This is a genomic window from Haoranjiania flava (assembly GCF_025631005.1).
Taxonomy (GTDB): domain Bacteria; phylum Bacteroidota; class Bacteroidia; order Chitinophagales; family Chitinophagaceae; genus Haoranjiania; species Haoranjiania flava.
In genome coordinates this window covers 23715-40475 of the sequence record NZ_JAOTPL010000018.1, presented here as the reverse complement: position 1 = coordinate 40475, position 16761 = coordinate 23715, and the positions used below count along the sequence as shown (strand labels likewise).

Below are 16761 nucleotides of genomic sequence, written 5' to 3'. Positions count from 1 at the left end.
ATAATCTTTTGCCTGTTTAAGCGGTTCAATGTATCTTTATTGGCATAAACATTTAATTACTGACTAATGAAATTTTTTATTGATACTGCCGATCTTTCCCAGATCAGGGAAGCCAACGACCTGGGCATACTTGACGGCGTTACAACCAACCCTTCGCTGATGGCGAAAGTGGGTATTAAAGGTAGTGAGGCTGTTTACCAGCATTACAAAACAATTTGCGAAATGGTTGACGGCGACATCAGCGCCGAAGTAGTGTCTACCGAGTTTAAGGAAATTGTGGAAGAAGGAAAAAAACTCGCAGCCATTCACGGCAACATCGTTGTAAAAGTTCCGATGATCAGAGAAGGCATCAAAGCCATCAAATGGTTTACAGACAATGGTATTAAAACCAACTGTACGCTTGTGTTTTCAGCAGGCCAGGCAATACTGGCGGCAAAGGCTGGCGCCACTTATGTTTCCCCGTTCATCGGCAGGATTGATGACAGCGGCTGGGAAGGCGTACAACTCATAGAACAGATCGCTGATATCTATGGCGTTCAGGGCTACGATACCCAAATACTCGCGGCTTCTATCCGTAGCAGCAATCATATCATTCAATGTGCACAGGCCGGCGCCGACGTGGTGACTTCTCCCCTGGAACCGATTTTAGGTTTGCTGAAGCACCCGCTGACTGATTCAGGGCTGGCAAAGTTCCTGGAAGATGCCAGGAAATTTGCATAGCATAATTTTAAAAATAATTGATGGAAGAAAAACTTAAATGGACAAAACTCTCTTCGGAGTATTTGTTCAAAGAGCAATGGTTTACAGTAAGGAAAGACAGCTGCGAACGAGCAGATGGTAAAATAATAGAGCCATATTATGTTTTTGAATTTCCGGAGTGGGCTACAGCGCTTGCTTTAACGGAAGACAATAAGGTATTGATCGTAAAGCAATATCGCCATGCACTGGGCGAAGTATGCATTGAGCTGCCGGGCGGCTGTGTAGACAGCACAGATGAAACCAATGAAGATGCTATCCGCCGCGAACTGCTGGAAGAGACAGGCTATACGTTTGAGTCGGTGCACTATCTCGGCCGCACGTCAGCAAATCCGTCTACCAACTCCAACCTCATGCACATGTTTATTGCACTGGGCGGCAGGAAAACAGACATTCAGCAATTGGACGAGAACGAGCAGATCATTGTTGAAGAAATTTCCCTGGATGAGTTGATGGAACTTGTAGATGAAAAACGGATTGTACAATCCATGCATCTGACCACTGTTTTTTATGCATTGCGCTATTTAGATAAAATACAGTTTGTGAAATAGTGTTGAAGAAAATAGCTATCATAGGCGCTGAAAGTACCGGTAAAACACACCTTTGCCAGGACCTGGCAGCGCATTACCAGGTACACTGGTGCCCGGAATTTGCGAGAGAGTACCTGCTGATGCATGGCAGGGAATATGATTATGACGATCTTGAAATTATTGCCAAAGGACAGGTGGCGTTAGAAGAATCTTACATACACAGATCCATATCAGAAAATAAAGACTTCCTTTTTATTGATACAGACATGTACATCATGAAGGTATGGAGTGAATATGTGTATAACCGTTGCCCCTTCTACATCCTGGAACAGATCGTTTTACGAAAATACGACCTGTATTTGTTTACAGATATAGATATTCCCTGGCAAAAGGACGAACTGCGTGAGTATCCCGACCTGAAAAGCAGGAGAGAGCTGTATTTTATGTACAAAGATTGCCTTATTAACCAGAACACGCCGTGGCATTTGGTTTCAGGCCATGCAGCGCAAAGAACACGGAATGCTATTGCAATGCTTGTGCATGCTTTTTCTTATACATAAAATAGATGGGTATGCCTGTGAGCACAATGACAATACCCAGCACGGATGTCTGCCATTTATAGATCAGCAAGCCCAGCGCCATGGTGCCTGCCAGCAGGAAGTAGATGATGGGTATCACGGGGTAGCCAAACGCTTTATAAGACCTTTCCGCATCCGGCCGGCTTCTGCGCAGCCTGAAAATTCCCCAGATGGTCAGTATATAAAATACCAGTGTAACGAATACTACATAGTCCAGCAGCAAGCCGTACTTTCCGCTCAGGCACAACACAGAGGCCCACAAGCACTGTATCCACAAGGCGTGTCCCGGCACATGGTTTTTATTTAGTTTTTTTGCTCCCTTAAAGAAGAGTTTATCATGAGCCATGGTATAGTATACTCTTGCCCCTGAAAGTATCAATCCATTGTTGCAGCCAAAGGTGGAGATCATGATCATGGCAGCAATGATGTATGTGCCTATAGCACCGAAGATCTGTGTAGATGCCACGGTGGCTACGCGGTCTTGTGTGGCAAAAGCTATGCTGTCAGCAGATTCCAGGGGATATATGCCGCTTGCCGGCATTGCCGGTACCAGGGGCAGTACGGCTGTGTACATGAGGTTGGTGAATAAATAAATGACTACCACGATGGTTGTACCAAAGAACAAACTAAGCCCTACATTTCTTTTAGGATTTTTAATTTCACCGGCTATATAGGTTACATTTTCCCAGGCAACGCTGCTAAACACAGAGCCCACCATTGCCGCTGATATCAACCCGATGATGAGGTAAATATTATCTGCGGCCATAAAAGCCGACCAGCCGGTCTGATGGCCTGCTGCATCTTTTACAGGTTGCGTAAAAGAAAAATCAAAAGCATTGGACCAGTTGGCATTCCAGACTTCAGCCTTAGTGCCCAGTACCAGCCCGAAGACGATCAAAGCGAACAGGGACAATAACTTCGTGCCGGTAAAGAACTGCTGTATCAGCTTGCCTTCCTTTACGCCGCGGGAATTCATATAGGTCAGGAAAATGATCAGTGCAATAGAGACCAGTTGCGCGGGATATAGCCTGAACCAGTCTCCCAGCCGGAATAGAATGTTGTCTTCCGTCATCGCCAGCGCCGGGAAGAAATAGCCGGCAAACTTGCTGAAAGCAACGCCAACAGCCGCAATGGTACCCGTTTGTATCACAGAAAAGAAACTCCACCCGTATAAAAAACCCGTCAGCGGGTTGTACGCTTCTTTCAGGTAAATGTATTGCCCGCCTGCTTTTGGAAACATGGATGAAAGTTCGCCGTAACTCACTGCCGCAAAGATGGTCATAATGCCGGTGATCAGCCAGATCAGGATCAGCCAGCCTGCCGAACCCACGTTCCTGGTCATGTCTGCAGTTACAATAAATATTCCGGAACCGATCATGCTTCCGGCTACGATCATGGTAGCGTCAAGCAGTGAAAGCGTAGGTTTTAGTTGCTTCTGTTCTTTTTGCATATAGTAAAAATAACATATTGCAAAGAAACTTTAAGCGTGGGTGAGATATTTTTCAATGGAAGAAAATATTTTTTCAGTAGCGCCGATGTTTTCCTGCACGTAGATTCCGGCAGCGCTTTTTACCCTGGATATCAACGCATCATCACTAAGCAACCAGTCCATTGTTTGTTCAAATTCCAGCGCATTTTCTACCGGGAAGCCGATTCCACGTTCTACCAGGTCTACCGCTTCCGGAAATTTTTCATACGCCGGTCCGAACACCACAGGACTGCCGAATACGAGGGGTTCCAGCACATTGTGTATACCGTCATCGCCGAATGCACCGCCTACATAGCTTATGTACGCGTAGTTGTAGAGCCGGCTGAGCATGCCAATGTTGTCTATTACAAGTACATTTACGCCGGATTGTTTGTCCTGCGGATCATAGTTTGCATAAGCTACCGCGTGCTCATAAATTTTCAGGCATTCTTCAATCCTGTCTTTTTCAACTTCGTGTGGCGCAATGATGAAGCACATTTCAGGATGTACCTTTGCAAAATGTTTTATTACCAGGTCGTCTGCTTCCCAGGTGCTGCCTGCTACAAATACTCTTTTATTGCCGCAGAATGCCGCAATTTTATCTACCGCGCTCCAGTTATTTTTGGTGGCAAGCACACGGTCGAACCTGGTATCTCCGGTCACTGTTACATGCTCTATACCGATTGTGTGCAATAAATCTTCTGAGGATTTTTTCTGTACAAAAAAATGAGTGAAATAAGAAAGTGTTTTACGGTTCAGCCCGCCATACCATTTAAAGAAAGGTTGCGATGCCCTGAACAGCCCGGAAACAAGGAACAGCGGTGTTTCAGCGCGATGTATTTCCTGCAGGTAATAATGCCAGAACTCGTATTTTATAAAAAATACAATGGAAGGTTTAGTGATTTTCAGGAACTTTCTGGCATGGCGCCGGCCATCAAGCGGCAGATAAAAAACCCAGTCTGCCTGGTTGTAATTTTTCCTGACCTCGTAACCGGAAGGGGAGAAGAAGGTTACCAGTATGCGGTAGTTCGGATAGTCTTTTTTAAGTTTTTCTATCAACGGGCGTCCCTGTTCAAACTCTCCGAGAGAAGCACAGTGAAACCAAGCTACAGGCGATGTATTTGCTGCAAAAGCATGCCTGAGTTGTTTGAAAATATGCTTCCTTCCGTTTACCCACAGCTTTGCTTTTCGGTTGAATAAGGAAAGGATTTTTGCTCCGGCGGAATAGAGCCATAAAAACAATTTATAAAATAGAATACCGGGAAACATCAGACAACTTTTAACGAAGTTAGCTTATTCATTTGTAATGCCTGAAATATATTGCAGGATTTCTGCAGTATTTTCAGGAGCAAACCATTTATAATCTGCATCTTTTTTAAACCAGGTGAGCTGCCTCTTGGCATAGCGCCTGGTGTTTTTCTTAATTTCTTCAACAGCATCTTCCAGGGGCAGGCTGCCATGCAGGTAAGCGAATAATTCCCTGTAGCCCACTGTCTGTAAGGCATTCAGGTGTTGATATGGCTGCAACGATATTGCTTCCTGCAACAATCCCTGGTCCATCATAGCATCTACCCGGGTGTTGATGCGGTTGTATAAAACTTCGCGCTCCCGGTCTAAGGCAATCTTTATCGTTTTAAAATTTCTATGAACCCTGCCGGCTGTGCGAAAATGGCTTATAGATTTTCCGGTATGTTGTATTATTTCCAATGCGCGCATCAACCGGTGTGGATTTCGTTTTTCTGATGTTTCGAAAAAAACAGGATCTTTTTCTTTGAGTTGAGTTTGAAGCCATTCGATACCGTTAAGTTTATAAGCTGCAGAGATGCTTTCTCTTAAACCAGCAGGCACTTCCGGTATTTGATCTATTCCGTTTAGCAAAGCATCAATATACAGGCCTGTGCCGCCCGCCATTACGGCAACATTCGTTCTTGAAAAAATATTTTCAAGAACCTCAAGACCGTATCTTTCAAACAGGCCGGCGTTTACATGGCCTGTTACGGAATGGGAATTTATAAAATGATGTGCTGCGCTGTTAAGTTCTTCTTCAGAAGGCTTTGCTACGCCAATGTTGAGTTCACGGTAGCATTGCCGTGAATCTGCAGATAATATTTCTGTATGAAAATGCCGTGCAACTTCAATAGCCAACGCCGTTTTTCCGGAAGCTGTAGGCCCCGCGATCACTATCAGCAAAGGTTTTTGCATAGCGGAGATTTTACGCTTAATCCTGGAACACATAGCTGCCCACGTCTTCGGCAGTAATGGTTTTGCCCGAAAGTATCACCAGTCTTTCCACCACGTTTCTGAGCTCACGTATATTACCTGTCCAGTCGTGTGCCTGCAGGCTTTCAATGGCTTTTTTGTCAATGCTTTTTGGTGCCTGGCCGTAGTCTGCAGCAATATCTTTCAGAAATTTATCTACCAGCAATGGTATGTCTTCAATCCTTTCATTGAGGGAAGGTACTTTTATCAGGATCACACTTAATCGGTGATACAGGTCAAGCCTGAAATTTTTATTTTCCACTTCCTCCAGCAGATCCTTGTTCGTAGCGGCTATTACGCGCACGTCTACCGATATTTCTTTTTCTCCGCCCACACGGGTGATCTTTCCTTCCTGCAAGGCACGCAATACTTTGGCCTGCGCATCTATGCTCATATCGCCGATCTCGTCCAGGAACAGCGTACCTCCGTTGGCTTGTTCAAATTTACCAATGCGCTGCTTTACGGCAGAAGTAAATGAACCTTTTTCATGGCCAAATAATTCACTTTCTATCAGCTCACTCGGTATGGCCGCACAGTTCACTTCAATGAGCGGGGATGAAGACCTGTTGCTGTGTGCGTGTATAGACCTCGCAACCAGTTCTTTACCTACGCCATTTTCACCGGTAATAAGCACGCGGGCATCAGTAGCTGCAACTTTATCGATGGTAGCTTTGATCTTAAGAATAGGTTCCGACTCACCGATCATCTCCACGGATTTATCAATTTTTTTCTTCAGTACCTTGGTTTCCTTAGAAAGGGAATGCCTGTCAAGCGCGTTTCTTACCGTTATGAGCAAGCGGTTCAGATCCGGTGGCTTGGAAATATAGTCGTACGCGCCTTCTTTTACAGCATCTACAGCGCTTTCAATGGTGCCGTGGCCGCTGATGAGAATGATGGGTACATCGGGATTGTAGACAGAGGCTTTTTTAAGAAATTCCATGCCGTCCATCTTGGGCATTTTTATATCGCACAATACAGCGGAGTAAACATTTTGAGTAAACAATTTCCATCCTTCTTCGCCATCAGCAGCTTCCTGGACTTTGTATTTTTCAAAAGACAATATCTCAGCAAGTGTTTTCCGGATAGCTTTCTCATCGTCTATAATTAAAATGGTATTACTCATAACTCGGGCAAAAATTTACACGCGAAGTTACATCTTCGGAAGTGTTTTTTAAAATTTAATTTATTGCTAAAATATTGTTTGTGAAATGTTATACATAGTTGTAAATGAATTTTTTATCAATAATTGATTAACTTTACTAAGGAATATATTTAATAACTTAAAACTATAAACAAATGAGTGCTAAACAAATTTTAATCGGAACCGTAGCCGGCGTGGTTGCCGGAGCAGTAGCAGGTATTTTGCTGGCTCCACAATCGGGAGAAGAAACCCGCCAGCAGATCTCAGACAAGACAGACGAAGTAAAAAGAAAAGTGCGTAACTGGACAAGCAGCTCAATCGAAGAACTTGAAGACCTGAAAAATGTATTTGCCAAAGAAGTGGTTGGCCTTAAAGACGATGTTCGCGAAAGAGTCTTAAAGCTGATCAATGAAGGCAAAGAGTCTTACGAAAACATAAACGCTTAACCGCGATCTTTTTTAGATGAATAAATAATCAGGTAGCTGCCGGATAAATGGCGGCTACTTTTTTTTGTATCTTGCAGCCCCATGAGAAAGTTTGAAGATACTTATTTGCATAAAGGCCTAAGGAAGAAATTGGTAGCACAACTGAAAGAGCAGGGTATAAAAGACCAGCGCGTTCTGGATGTGATCAATAATATTCCGAGGCATTTCTTTTTAGATTCTGCCTTCGACAAAATTGCTTATGAAAACAGGCCTTTCCCTATCGGTGAAGGGCAGACCATTTCACAGCCCTATACCGTAGCTTACCAGACAGAGCTTTTGAATGTACAGCAGGGTGATAAGATTTTGGAGGTGGGTACAGGCAGCGTATACCAGGCGCTGGTACTGGCACAATTAGGGGCAGAAGTACATACGATTGAGCGCCAGAAAAAGTTGTTTGATGCACAGGAGAAAAAGCGCAAACGCCAGGAATTCTTCAATCATCCGGATATACATTTTTACCTGGGCGACGGATACCTGGGCGTGCCCGAAGAAGCGCCTTTTGATAAGATCATCATTACGGCAGCGCCACCGTTTATACCGGAAAAACTGATGGCACAACTCAGGATAGGCGGAGTAATGGTTGCTCCTGTTCAGGATGCGGACGAACGCCAGATCATGATGCGCATTACAAAAAACGACGATGGCACCTGGGAAGAAGAGCGCTTTGAAGAATTTGTTTTTGTACCCATGCTCATGAATATCAATCACTAAGCAGGATCAAAATATATAATTTAACTAACGCTTTGGGTTTTTTGTTAGAGATAATTCCTTATTTTTTCGTAACTTTGCATTTCCGAACTAATTTTTAACCATAAATTTAGAAGTGAGAATGGCCAGCCAAAGTTTGTTAGAAAAATTACAACTCGGTAGTGAAAAGAATATCTTGATACAGGGACTACCATCATCCGTCGAAAAACATTTCTCTAAAATCAGCTTTTCTAAAAACGTAACACCCTTACTGAAAATAAAGAAGATAGACTTTGCTTTAATTTTTGCATTGAGCAACAGCCAGCTTTGCAATATTCTCAAAGATGTGTTCCCGGCACTCAACATCAATGCCAGATTGTGGATCGCTTATCCCAAGCCTGCCAGCAAGATCGTCAGCGACCTGAACAGGGATTGCTCCTGGTCTGTGCTGAAAGACAGCGGCTTTGAATCTAAAGAAGATATTGAAATGGACACTGTGTGGTCTGCCATCAATTTTGTGAGAGAGTTTACAGGCGATGCAGAAATTATGAAGGAAGCTAAAAAATCAGATACGGTTTCTGCACCTACTTCAGCTAAGTTTGAAAAAAAACTGTCCATTATACCAGTGGAGCTTTCTACCTTATTTAATAAGCAGGTTGAAGCTAAAGAGTTTTTTGCCTCCCTGTCGCCCAACAACCAGAAGCAATACGTTACCTGGATCACAGGAGCTAAGCGTGCAGATGTAAAGCAGAGAAGGCTGGAGGCTACCGTGGAAAAACTGCTTGCCGGTAAAAAATCTCCCCTGGAAAAATAAAATATTCCGATCGTGATAGAGTTACGTGATAGAGTTAATGAAGGGCCGCAAATAATTGTGGCCTTTCTGATATATTGTTGTCGGTGAAAACACCCGGCACAGCGATAATAAAAGACTGCAATCAATTGTGGTCTTTTTTTTGATAGAATAACGGCAGGCAAACAGGAGGGTAAAAATATTTCCTTATCTTTATTTAAATCAACTTTTAGCATTGCGGCTATGACTAAATTAATTACCAAAGGCATCCAGATCAGCGTTGAGACATTTTATCAGCGGGAATACAGCAATCCGCTGATGAATGAGTACATGTTTGCTTACCGCATTACCATTGATAATTACAACGGTTTTCCCATAAAATTATTATCCCGTAAATGGTTTATCCACGATAGTAATGCATCGCTTGAAAATGTGGAAGGCGAAGGCGTAATAGGCCAGCAGCCGGTGATACAGCCCGATGAGCATTTTCAATATGTAAGCGGTTGCAGCCTGCGCACAGACGTGGGTAAAATGCACGGGTTTTACATCATGGAAAATCAGCACAGTTATGAACAGTTCGAAGTAGCTATCCCTGAATTTATCATGGTATGCCCCGATAAGTTGAATTAGGGTAGCTTAAGTTGCCATTATTGTAAATGAATGCGTTCGTGCTGTTCGGGAATAATGACTTCTCTATATCCTTTCTTCATAAGCTTTTCACGAAAATGCAGCTGTACATCATACTCCCCGTGCACAAGGAATAGGGATTTGATTTCTGCCGGGTTCTGGCAGGCCAGGAACTGGCAGAGATCGTCATAATCGCCGTGAGCGCTCATGCTGCGCATAACGCCAACCTCTGCAACCACATCAAACTCTTCCCGGAATATACGCACCTGCTTTTGACCGTTCATCAGCCTGCCTCCCAGCGAATTTGGTTCGCAATAGCCCACGATGAGTATGGAATTTCTTTCGTCTGAAATATTGTTCATGATGTGGTGCTTCACACGCCCGGCGTCTGCCATGCCGCTGGCAGAAATAATCACCATCGGCCTGCGGTCTGCATTCAATGCCTTGCTTTCCTCCACAGAGCCGATAAACAGCAGGTTGTCGAAATCAAACGGGTCATGGTCGTACTGCAATATTTTTTTCAGCCGGTTATTAAAATTCTGCGGGTGGCTTTTTACCACCTGTGTAGCTTCGTAGCTTAGCGGGCTGTCTACATAGACCGGCACTTTGGGGAGCGATCTTTCGAGGCTAAGCTGGTTGAGAAAATATAACAGCTCCTGGGTGCGCCCCACGCTGAATGCGGGGATAATGAGTTTGCCTTTCTTTTCCATACAGGTTTTGGTAACCCAGTAGAGCAAAGTCTCTGCCGTGTCAAACACGCCTTCATGCAGGCTGTCGCCATAGGTGCTTTCCATGATCAGGTAGTCGGCCTGCGGGAATACTTCCGGTGATTTCAGTATTACATCCTTATACCTGCCGATGTCTCCGCTAAAGCTGATGCGTTGTTCTTTGCCTTCCTCCCTGATCGCCAGATGCACACAGGCGCTGCCGATGATATGGCCTGCATCTGTAAATAAAAGCTTTACATCATCATTGATCTGCATCCAGTGGTTGTAAGGAGTTTCTACAAATAAAGGGCATACACTTCTCGCATCTGCAACCGTATACAGCGGCTCATAAGGCGGTAAGCCTTCTTTAGCTCGTCTTTTATTTACAAACTCCGTGTCGCTTTCCTGTATACCGGCGGAGTCTTCCAGCAGTATTTTGGCCAGGTCTACCGTAGCAGGTGTGCAATATATTTTTCCTGTAAAGCCATCGCCCACCAGCTTGGGAATAAGCCCTGAATGGTCTATGTGTGCGTGTGAAAGTATCAGCACATCTATATCTGCGGCATTAAAGCCGAAATTTTCGTTTAACGCAAAAGTCTCCTTACCCATTCCCTGGAACAGCCCGCAATCCAGTAAAATTTTATAGCCATTTTTAAGGGTGATCAGGTGTTTTGAACCGGTGACGGTGCGCGCTGCGCCATGGAAAGTGATGTGCATGTAATTATTTTTTTAATACAGATACTAAAAGTAGCAATTTATTAAAACAATAAAAACTAAGTACAAATATCTTTTGTTAAATGAAGTATTACAGAATTTGCCGGAGTGCTTTATTGATGTCTGCAGCCCTGTTGTAAACCATAAAATGTGTGCCGCCGCTGATAATGATAGCGCCATTGCCTTTAGGACAGGAAAGTAAACGGTCTTTGTCGCCGTGAATGTATACAAGGTTGCCAGGCTCTTGGTTGTTTTTCCAGGAAGCTACAGCCTTCAAGGCCCAGATGCTGAACTGGCGCGAAGAATCTTTGCGCATGTCTGCCAGCGCCTTTCTGTCTTCTTCAGAGTGTGCGCCGATAAAAGCAGCTATAAAGCGGTTCCTGTTTTTATTCACCAGGTAAGGTGCAGCCTTTTGCAGTTTTAATTTACCTGCAAGCCTTATCCACAAAGGGAGCTGTTGAGAGGTAGCGGCTCCGGAAATAATGATTGTTTTTTTAGGCTGAATGATTTTGTTGATTTCAGATGCGATCATGCCGCCGAGCGACAAGCCAAGCAGTATAAAGTCTTGCTTATCGTCAATATATGCTGCTAATCTGCGGGCATATTGTTCGATGCTCTCTGTTAGGTAAGGTTCTATCCACTCAAGATGCACAGGCTCATAATTTTGAGGCAGGTTGATGTTATTAAATATTCTTTTGTCTGTGCCCAGCCCGGCTATGAGATAGATTTTCATGTGTGTATAATTAATTTTTTCTGTTTGCCACATGGAATAACCAGCTTTTTAGATTCATACTCATTCACGGTTGGTATAGATTCCTAATCTTTATGGTTATTTCATGTGTGTATATTTATTTGTTTTTCAGTTGCCACATGGAATAACCATTTTTTTTAGATTCAATATTCATTCACGGTTGGTATAGATTCCTAATCTTTATGGTTATTTCATGTGTTAATATTTAATTTTTTCTGTTTGCCACATGGAATAACCAAAACCTTAATCTTTATTATCATTCCCGGTTGGTAAAGATTCCTAATCTTTATGGTTATTTCATGTGTATAAATTTTAGTTCGCCGCTTTGCGGCTGTTTTTAATGGTCACATGGAATAGCCTTTATTCATCCGCGGTTGGTATGCACCTTTGCTTATTGCTATTTCATGTGTATTTATTTGTTTTTTCTTTATGGTCGCATGGAATAGCCTTTATTCATCCGAGGTTGGTATGCAACTTTGTTTATGGCTATTTCATGTGTGTATTATTTTTTAGTTGCCACATGGAATAACCATTTTTTTTAGATTCAATACTCATTCCCGGTTGGTATAGATTCCTAATCTTTATGGTTATTTCATGGCTACTTATTTACATAAACAGGAAAGCAATTACCTGGAAAACCAGGAAAAACATGCAGGTAGCCCAGATCCATTTCGGTACGGGCAATGGCGTGTTTTCTTTTTTAATCATCATCAGGCTAAAGATCAGTACCAGGTTGAGTAAGGGAGAAATGATCCAGCCGCCGGATAACGATATAAATGCCTTGCCGGAAGCATTGGCAATAATTTTTGTGCGCAGTAAAAAATCAGCTGCATATAAGGCATTGAAGATAATTGCCAGCTTAGACAAAAAAGATATTCTGTTCATTTCAGTGCCTGCAAAGTTATATAGATTTTCCCTGTTTATTATTTTTAACTCATGTGTTTTGGCTTATCTTTGACGCCTTAATTAATAAATTTATGGAATATAGTAAATTGATTTCTGTTACAGGAATGGGCGGCCTATACGAACTGGTTGGGAGCAAATCAGATGGAGCTATTGTGCGCTCCCTGGAAGATAAATCTACCAAGTTTGTATCATCGCGTTCGCACCAATTTTCGCACCTTGAAAGTATAGAAGTGTACACCGTAAAAGAAAATGTAAACCTGGTGGAAGTTTTTAAGGCAATGAAAAACAGCGCCGAACCCATACCCGATCATAAAGATGCCAAAGCGGTAAAAAGCTATTTTGAGAAAGTTTTTCCTGAACTTGATTTTGAAAGAGTCTACGGCAGCGATATGAAAAAAATGATACGCTGGTACGGTTTTTTTGAACTCAACAATATAGATTTTGAAAAAACAACTGCGGCAACAAACGAGGATGTTAGTGAAGAAGCTGAGACAGAACAAGCTGCAGAAACCCGGCAAGCGGAAACAGCTAAAGAAGAAAATGTAGAAACAGAAGTAAACACGGCAAAAAAAGTGGCAGACAAAAAAAGCGCAGAAGCAGATGCAAAGAATGCCGGAGAAAAGAAAAAATCTTCTGCTAAGAAAACCGGGAACATAGGAGATTGATACAAATACCTTTTATTTATTTATAAGCGCGGCATATTACCGTGCTTTTTTATTAAGTCAGATTTCGCCGGTTAATATCATGCTTTTGGCAGTTTTTTGAAAGCATGCTTACTAATAAAAATTTTTTAAAAATAATCCGCAATAAATCCCTGAAAACAAACTATTTTTCCTTATTTTTATCGAAATCTTAAGGCTATGTCAGACAACAAAGTTATTTTTAATTATGACGGAAAGGAGTACCAGTATCCTATCATTGAAAGCACTCTCGGCGACAGGGGTATTGATATTTCTAAACTAAGATCAGACACAGGTCTGATCACTCTTGATATCGGCTATAAAAATACCGGTTCCACAATCAGTAATATCACTTACCTTGATGGGGACAAAGGTGAATTGTTCTACAGGGGATATCCCATTGAACAGTTGGCAGAGAAATCAAACTTTACGGAAGTAATGTATCTTTTACTTAACGGAGAACTGCCCAACAAAGAGCAGTTTAACCATTTTGAAAGAGAGATCAAAAAGCAGAACTGGGTTTCAGAGGAAATGAGACGCCTGCTGGAAGTTTTTCCACGCTCTGCGCACCCGATGGGTGTATTGTCTTCATTGACTTCTGCGCTGACTGCCTTTAATCCTAAAGCAGTAAATATTGAATCGCACGACGATGTTGAAAAAGCTTCCGAACTGCTTATTGCAAGGTTTGCTATTCTTTGTGCCTGGACATACAGGAATATGAACGGCTATCCTTTGATCAAGGGGAACAATAAACTGAACTATGTTGAGAATTTTTACAACATGATGTTCAGGATGCCCAATGAAGAGCTGGAAGTAGACCCGGTGCTGATCAATGCTTTGGATAAAATCCTGATCTTACACGCCGATCACGAGCAAAACTGCTCTGCATCTACTGTAAGAATGGTTGGCTCCGCAAGAGCCGGCCTGTTTGCATCTATCTCTGCAGGGGTGTCTGCGCTCTGGGGACCGCTTCATGGCGGCGCTAACCAGGCTGTAATTGAAATGCTGGAACAAATAGTGGCAGACGGCGGCAATGTACAGAAATATGTAGACATGGCTAAAAGTAAGGACAGCTCTTTCCGCCTGATGGGCTTCGGCCACAGGGTGTACAGGAACTTTGACCCGCGCGGAAAGATCATTAAGAAAGTAATGGATGAAGTGCTGGACGACCTGGATGTGCATGATGAAATCCTTGAAACAGCATTGAAGCTGGAGGAGATAGCGCTGAAAGATGAGTACTTTATTGAAAGAAAATTATACCCGAATGTGGACTTCTATTCCGGTATCATTTACCGTGCCATGGGCATACCCACAGAGATGTTTACGGTATTGTTTGCTTTGGGCCGTCTGCCCGGTTGGATAGCTCAATGGACAGAGCATCGCCTGCACGAAGACCCAATCGGAAGGCCCAGACAGGTTTACCAGGGAGCCGTGAAGAGAGATTTTGTGGAAATGGAAAACAGGTAATAGTATACTATTTACATGATAATTGTGCCGGTGATTTTCGCCGGCATTTTTTTTGATTATTAAACCACAATGCGAAGAATGTCAGCTGAAAACACCTGACATTGCATTAAAACCCTTAATACTGACACCAGAATGGTGAAAATGCGCCTTGTGTAACCTACGTGTGCCTTGTGTTTTTTGACTTGGTGTTTTTGTAACGATACAATTAATGATGTGGAGGCATCTTTCAACCACGATCGATACAAAGGGTACAAAGTTCCACAAAGAAATGAAGAATGTCAGGTGAAAACACCTGACATGGCATCGAAGAAGCACAAAATTCCACAGAGAAATGAGGAATGTCAGCTGAAAACACCTGACATGGCATCGAAGAAATTTATTTTCTCAACACCTGATGCAATCCCAATCTGTAATTTGCAATTTGCAATCTGCAAATATCTTAAAAATCAGCCAGTTTCCTGATGGCATCCGTGAAGCTTTCCCAGCTGAATTTTTCTTTTTCCTGCTTTACGTTTGCAATAAGCAATGCCTCATCCATGGTGTAGAGCCTTTCAATACCCGCAGCAATTGCAGCAGGTTCGGCCTCTGTAACCACACCGGCTTTTCCGTCGGGTACAATGTCGGCCAGGCCGCCTACATTGGTTACCAGCATTGGTTTTTCAAAATGGTAGGCAAGCGGAGTTACGCCGCTTTGGGTGGCATCGCGGTAAGGCTGTATCAGGAAGTCGCAGGCAGACAGGTAATATTTTACTTCTTCGTTGGGAATAAAGTCTGTGCGCAATACCAATGCATCTTCTATACCCAATGTTTTTATTTGTTCATGGTAAGCTTCCGCATTGCCATAAAACTCACCGGCTATTATCAGCTTCGGAAGCGATGCGTTTCTATCCTTTAATATTTTTATTGCATCCAGCAACAGGTCCAAGCCTTTGTATTTCCTGATAAAGCCAAAGAAAAGAATATATTTTTCGTCAGGCTCGAGGCCCAGGTATTTGCGCGCTTCCTGCTTGCTTACCGGGTCGCCGAAGTTGTCTATCAACGGGTGTTCATGCAATACTACCGGTGCATTGGTAACTTTTTCAGTATCGTTCATCACCGTTTGGCTCATGGTAATAAAGCCGTCAAACGGCTTCACAAAATACCTGGTGAGCATTTCATCGCCCATCCGTTTTTCATGGGGAATAAGGTTATCTACCAGGCACACCAGTTTTGTATGTTTATTCCTTTTTATAATCCGCGAAATAGTGCCCAGGCAAGGGCCCATAAAAGGCATCCAGTAACGTATGATAACTATGTCCGGGCATAGCTTTTTTATTTCATTGCCAACCATGAGCCAATTGACCGGGTTGACGGAATTAACAGCAACTTTTATATCGACACCTTTCGGCGGAATGCCCAATGAATACTGGGTTTTGCCGGGAAATAAAAAAGACGGGTATTGCAGTGAAAAGGTATAAATTTTTACTTCATCAGCTTCCTTCTGAAACTGAAGGGCCATGCGCTCATTAAAAGAAGCAAGCCCGCCGCGTAAAGGATAGGCCGGGCCTATGATTATGATATTTTTTGTTGTATTGCTGATGTCGGATGCAGATTAAGTTATAGTTGTTATTTCGGGAACATCATCCTGTAATCCACGCTCACCTTGCCTTTGCTGATGTCGTTGAGTTTTCTTTGCAGCATTTTTTTGCGCAAGGGTTTCAGGTAGTCAATAAATAATTTGCCTTCTATGTGGTCGTATTCATGCTGGATCACGCGTGCCGTAAGCCCGTTGAAGGTTTCTGTGTGTTTATTAAATGCCTCATCGTAGTACTCTATCACGATGGTTTCCGGGCGATTGATATCTTCGCGCACTTTCGGTATGCTCAGGCAGCCTTCATTATAAGCCCATTCCCTTCCTTCGTAATTCAGAATTTTCGCGTTGATAAAAACTTTTTTAATGCCGGGTTTGTCAGGGTAATGCTGCACTTCATCATCATCTTCATTATTGTCGAACACCTGTGTACTGTCAACCAGGAAAAGCCTGATATCCCTGTTCACCTGTGGTGCTGCCAAACCCACGCCATTGCTATAATACAGCGTTTCCCACATATCTTCAATCAACTTTTCCAGATCCGGGTAGTCAGGCGAAATATCCCGACACACTTTCCGCAAAACGGGCATGCCGTAGGCAGTAATTGGTAAAATCATACATCAAATTTGACTTACAAAAATACGA

Annotated in this window: 18 protein-coding genes; 9 read left to right on the top strand and 9 right to left on the bottom strand. The window is 43.0% G+C overall.

The genetic code is table 11. The features are described from left to right. Positions 1 to 66: 66 nt before the first annotated feature. From fsa to OD355_RS11300, 3 genes are read left to right on the top strand one after another with little or no spacing between them, the layout of a single operon-like run. Complete coding sequence (gene fsa, locus OD355_RS11310) at positions 67 to 720, top strand: fructose-6-phosphate aldolase (RefSeq protein WP_263038593.1); 654 nt, start codon at positions 67 to 69, stop codon at positions 718 to 720. Positions 721 to 740: 20 nt separating this feature from the next. Next, positions 741 to 1307, top strand: a complete 567-nt coding sequence (locus OD355_RS11305) for an NUDIX hydrolase (RefSeq protein ID WP_263038592.1) — start codon at positions 741 to 743, stop codon at positions 1305 to 1307. Beyond that, on the top strand, positions 1307 to 1846 hold the full coding sequence (locus OD355_RS11300) for an ATP-binding protein (RefSeq protein WP_263038591.1): 540 nt from the start codon (positions 1307 to 1309) through the stop codon (positions 1844 to 1846). Before OD355_RS11305 ends, OD355_RS11300 begins: the two co-directional genes overlap by 1 nt. Here the strand turns inward: OD355_RS11300 and OD355_RS11295 are convergent. The 4 genes from OD355_RS11295 to OD355_RS11280 are packed head-to-tail and all read right to left on the bottom strand — an operon-like array spanning position 1809 to position 6714. Next, positions 1809 to 3314, bottom strand: coding sequence for an APC family permease (locus OD355_RS11295; RefSeq protein ID WP_263038590.1), 1506 nt, complete (start codon positions 3312 to 3314; stop codon positions 1809 to 1811). The genes OD355_RS11300 and OD355_RS11295 overlap by 38 nt on opposite strands. A gap of 30 nt (positions 3315 to 3344) precedes the next feature. Beyond that, entirely contained in the window at positions 3345 to 4601 is a 1257-nt protein-coding gene (locus OD355_RS11290; protein WP_263038589.1) for a 3-deoxy-D-manno-octulosonic acid transferase, read from the bottom strand. A 24-nt stretch (positions 4602 to 4625) separates the two neighbouring features. Next, positions 4626 to 5534: a tRNA (adenosine(37)-N6)-dimethylallyltransferase MiaA gene (miaA, locus tag OD355_RS11285; RefSeq protein WP_263038588.1), complete on the bottom strand. Its 909-nt coding sequence runs from the start codon at positions 5532 to 5534 to the stop codon at positions 4626 to 4628. A gap of 16 nt (positions 5535 to 5550) precedes the next feature. Next, on the bottom strand, positions 5551 to 6714 hold the full coding sequence (locus OD355_RS11280; protein ID WP_263038587.1) for a sigma-54-dependent transcriptional regulator: 1164 nt from the start codon (positions 6712 to 6714) through the stop codon (positions 5551 to 5553). A gap of 173 nt (positions 6715 to 6887) precedes the next feature. On the opposite strand from OD355_RS11280, the gene OD355_RS11275 reads away from it, so the two are divergent. From OD355_RS11275 to apaG, 4 genes are all read left to right on the top strand, one after another. Beyond that, on the top strand, positions 6888 to 7178 hold the full coding sequence (locus OD355_RS11275; protein WP_263038586.1) for a YtxH domain-containing protein: 291 nt from the start codon (positions 6888 to 6890) through the stop codon (positions 7176 to 7178). 81 nt (positions 7179 to 7259) lie between these two features. Beyond that, positions 7260 to 7928 (top strand): protein-L-isoaspartate(D-aspartate) O-methyltransferase, encoded by a 669-nt coding sequence (locus OD355_RS11270; RefSeq protein WP_263038585.1) that lies wholly within the window; start codon positions 7260 to 7262, stop codon positions 7926 to 7928. Between the two features lie 118 nt (positions 7929 to 8046). Continuing rightward, entirely contained in the window at positions 8047 to 8718 is a 672-nt protein-coding gene (locus tag OD355_RS11265; RefSeq protein WP_263038584.1) for a YdeI/OmpD-associated family protein, read from the top strand. A gap of 219 nt (positions 8719 to 8937) precedes the next feature. Next, positions 8938 to 9324: a Co2+/Mg2+ efflux protein ApaG gene (apaG, locus tag OD355_RS11260; RefSeq protein WP_263038583.1), complete on the top strand. Its 387-nt coding sequence runs from the start codon at positions 8938 to 8940 to the stop codon at positions 9322 to 9324. A 17-nt stretch (positions 9325 to 9341) separates the two neighbouring features. On the opposite strand, the gene OD355_RS11255 is transcribed toward apaG, so the two are convergent. The 3 genes from OD355_RS11255 to OD355_RS11245 all read right to left on the bottom strand — a co-directional run bounded on the left by OD355_RS11255 (position 9342) and on the right by OD355_RS11245 (position 12378). Further along, positions 9342 to 10745 carry an MBL fold metallo-hydrolase gene (locus OD355_RS11255; RefSeq protein ID WP_263038582.1) on the bottom strand — a complete coding sequence of 468 codons (1404 nt, stop codon included), beginning with the start codon at positions 10743 to 10745 and terminating at the stop codon, positions 9342 to 9344. An 88-nt stretch (positions 10746 to 10833) separates the two neighbouring features. Further along, positions 10834 to 11475 (bottom strand): alpha/beta hydrolase, encoded by a 642-nt coding sequence (locus OD355_RS11250; protein WP_263038581.1) that lies wholly within the window; start codon positions 11473 to 11475, stop codon positions 10834 to 10836. A gap of 624 nt (positions 11476 to 12099) precedes the next feature. Beyond that, a complete protein-coding gene (locus OD355_RS11245; protein ID WP_263038580.1) occupies positions 12100 to 12378 on the bottom strand; it encodes a hypothetical protein in 279 nt (92 codons plus the stop codon). Between the two features lie 92 nt (positions 12379 to 12470). On the opposite strand from OD355_RS11245, the gene OD355_RS11240 reads away from it, so the two are divergent. Continuing rightward, a complete protein-coding gene (locus OD355_RS11240; protein WP_263038579.1) occupies positions 12471 to 13064 on the top strand; it encodes a DUF5606 family protein in 594 nt (197 codons plus the stop codon). Positions 13065 to 13259: 195 nt separating this feature from the next. Further along, positions 13260 to 14546 (top strand): citrate synthase, encoded by a 1287-nt coding sequence (locus tag OD355_RS11235; protein WP_263038578.1) that lies wholly within the window; start codon positions 13260 to 13262, stop codon positions 14544 to 14546. Positions 14547 to 14985: 439 nt separating this feature from the next. Here OD355_RS11235 and OD355_RS11230 read toward each other — a convergent pair whose 3' ends face one another. Next, a complete protein-coding gene (locus tag OD355_RS11230) occupies positions 14986 to 16044 on the bottom strand; it encodes a glycosyltransferase (protein ID WP_263038577.1) in 1059 nt (352 codons plus the stop codon). 107 nt (positions 16045 to 16151) lie between these two features. Next, positions 16152 to 16733 carry a peptide deformylase gene (gene def / locus OD355_RS11225; protein ID WP_263038576.1) on the bottom strand — a complete coding sequence of 194 codons (582 nt, stop codon included), beginning with the start codon at positions 16731 to 16733 and terminating at the stop codon, positions 16152 to 16154. Between the last annotated feature and the right edge of the window lie 28 nt (positions 16734 to 16761).

Coding starts and splice junctions, on each gene's coding strand:
- fsa (WP_263038593.1), top strand. CDS start 67: ATGAAATTTTTTATTGATACTGCCGATCTTTCCCAGATCAGGGAAGCC.
- OD355_RS11305 (WP_263038592.1), top strand. CDS start 741: ATGGAAGAAAAACTTAAATGGACAAAACTCTCTTCGGAGTATTTGTTC.
- OD355_RS11295 (WP_263038590.1), bottom strand. CDS start 3,314: ATGCAAAAAGAACAGAAGCAACTAAAACCTACGCTTTCACTGCTTGAC.
- OD355_RS11290 (WP_263038589.1), bottom strand. CDS start 4,601: ATGTTTCCCGGTATTCTATTTTATAAATTGTTTTTATGGCTCTATTCC.
- miaA (WP_263038588.1), bottom strand. CDS start 5,534: ATGCAAAAACCTTTGCTGATAGTGATCGCGGGGCCTACAGCTTCCGGA.
- OD355_RS11280 (WP_263038587.1), bottom strand. CDS start 6,714: ATGAGTAATACCATTTTAATTATAGACGATGAGAAAGCTATCCGGAAA.
- OD355_RS11275 (WP_263038586.1), top strand. CDS start 6,888: ATGAGTGCTAAACAAATTTTAATCGGAACCGTAGCCGGCGTGGTTGCC.
- OD355_RS11270 (WP_263038585.1), top strand. CDS start 7,260: ATGAGAAAGTTTGAAGATACTTATTTGCATAAAGGCCTAAGGAAGAAA.
- OD355_RS11265 (WP_263038584.1), top strand. CDS start 8,047: ATGGCCAGCCAAAGTTTGTTAGAAAAATTACAACTCGGTAGTGAAAAG.
- apaG (WP_263038583.1), top strand. CDS start 8,938: ATGACTAAATTAATTACCAAAGGCATCCAGATCAGCGTTGAGACATTT.
- OD355_RS11255 (WP_263038582.1), bottom strand. CDS start 10,745: ATGCACATCACTTTCCATGGCGCAGCGCGCACCGTCACCGGTTCAAAA.
- OD355_RS11250 (WP_263038581.1), bottom strand. CDS start 11,475: ATGAAAATCTATCTCATAGCCGGGCTGGGCACAGACAAAAGAATATTT.
- OD355_RS11245 (WP_263038580.1), bottom strand. CDS start 12,378: ATGAACAGAATATCTTTTTTGTCTAAGCTGGCAATTATCTTCAATGCC.
- OD355_RS11240 (WP_263038579.1), top strand. CDS start 12,471: ATGGAATATAGTAAATTGATTTCTGTTACAGGAATGGGCGGCCTATAC.
- OD355_RS11235 (WP_263038578.1), top strand. CDS start 13,260: ATGTCAGACAACAAAGTTATTTTTAATTATGACGGAAAGGAGTACCAG.
- OD355_RS11230 (WP_263038577.1), bottom strand. CDS start 16,044: ATGGCCCTTCAGTTTCAGAAGGAAGCTGATGAAGTAAAAATTTATACC.
- def (WP_263038576.1), bottom strand. CDS start 16,733: ATGATTTTACCAATTACTGCCTACGGCATGCCCGTTTTGCGGAAAGTG.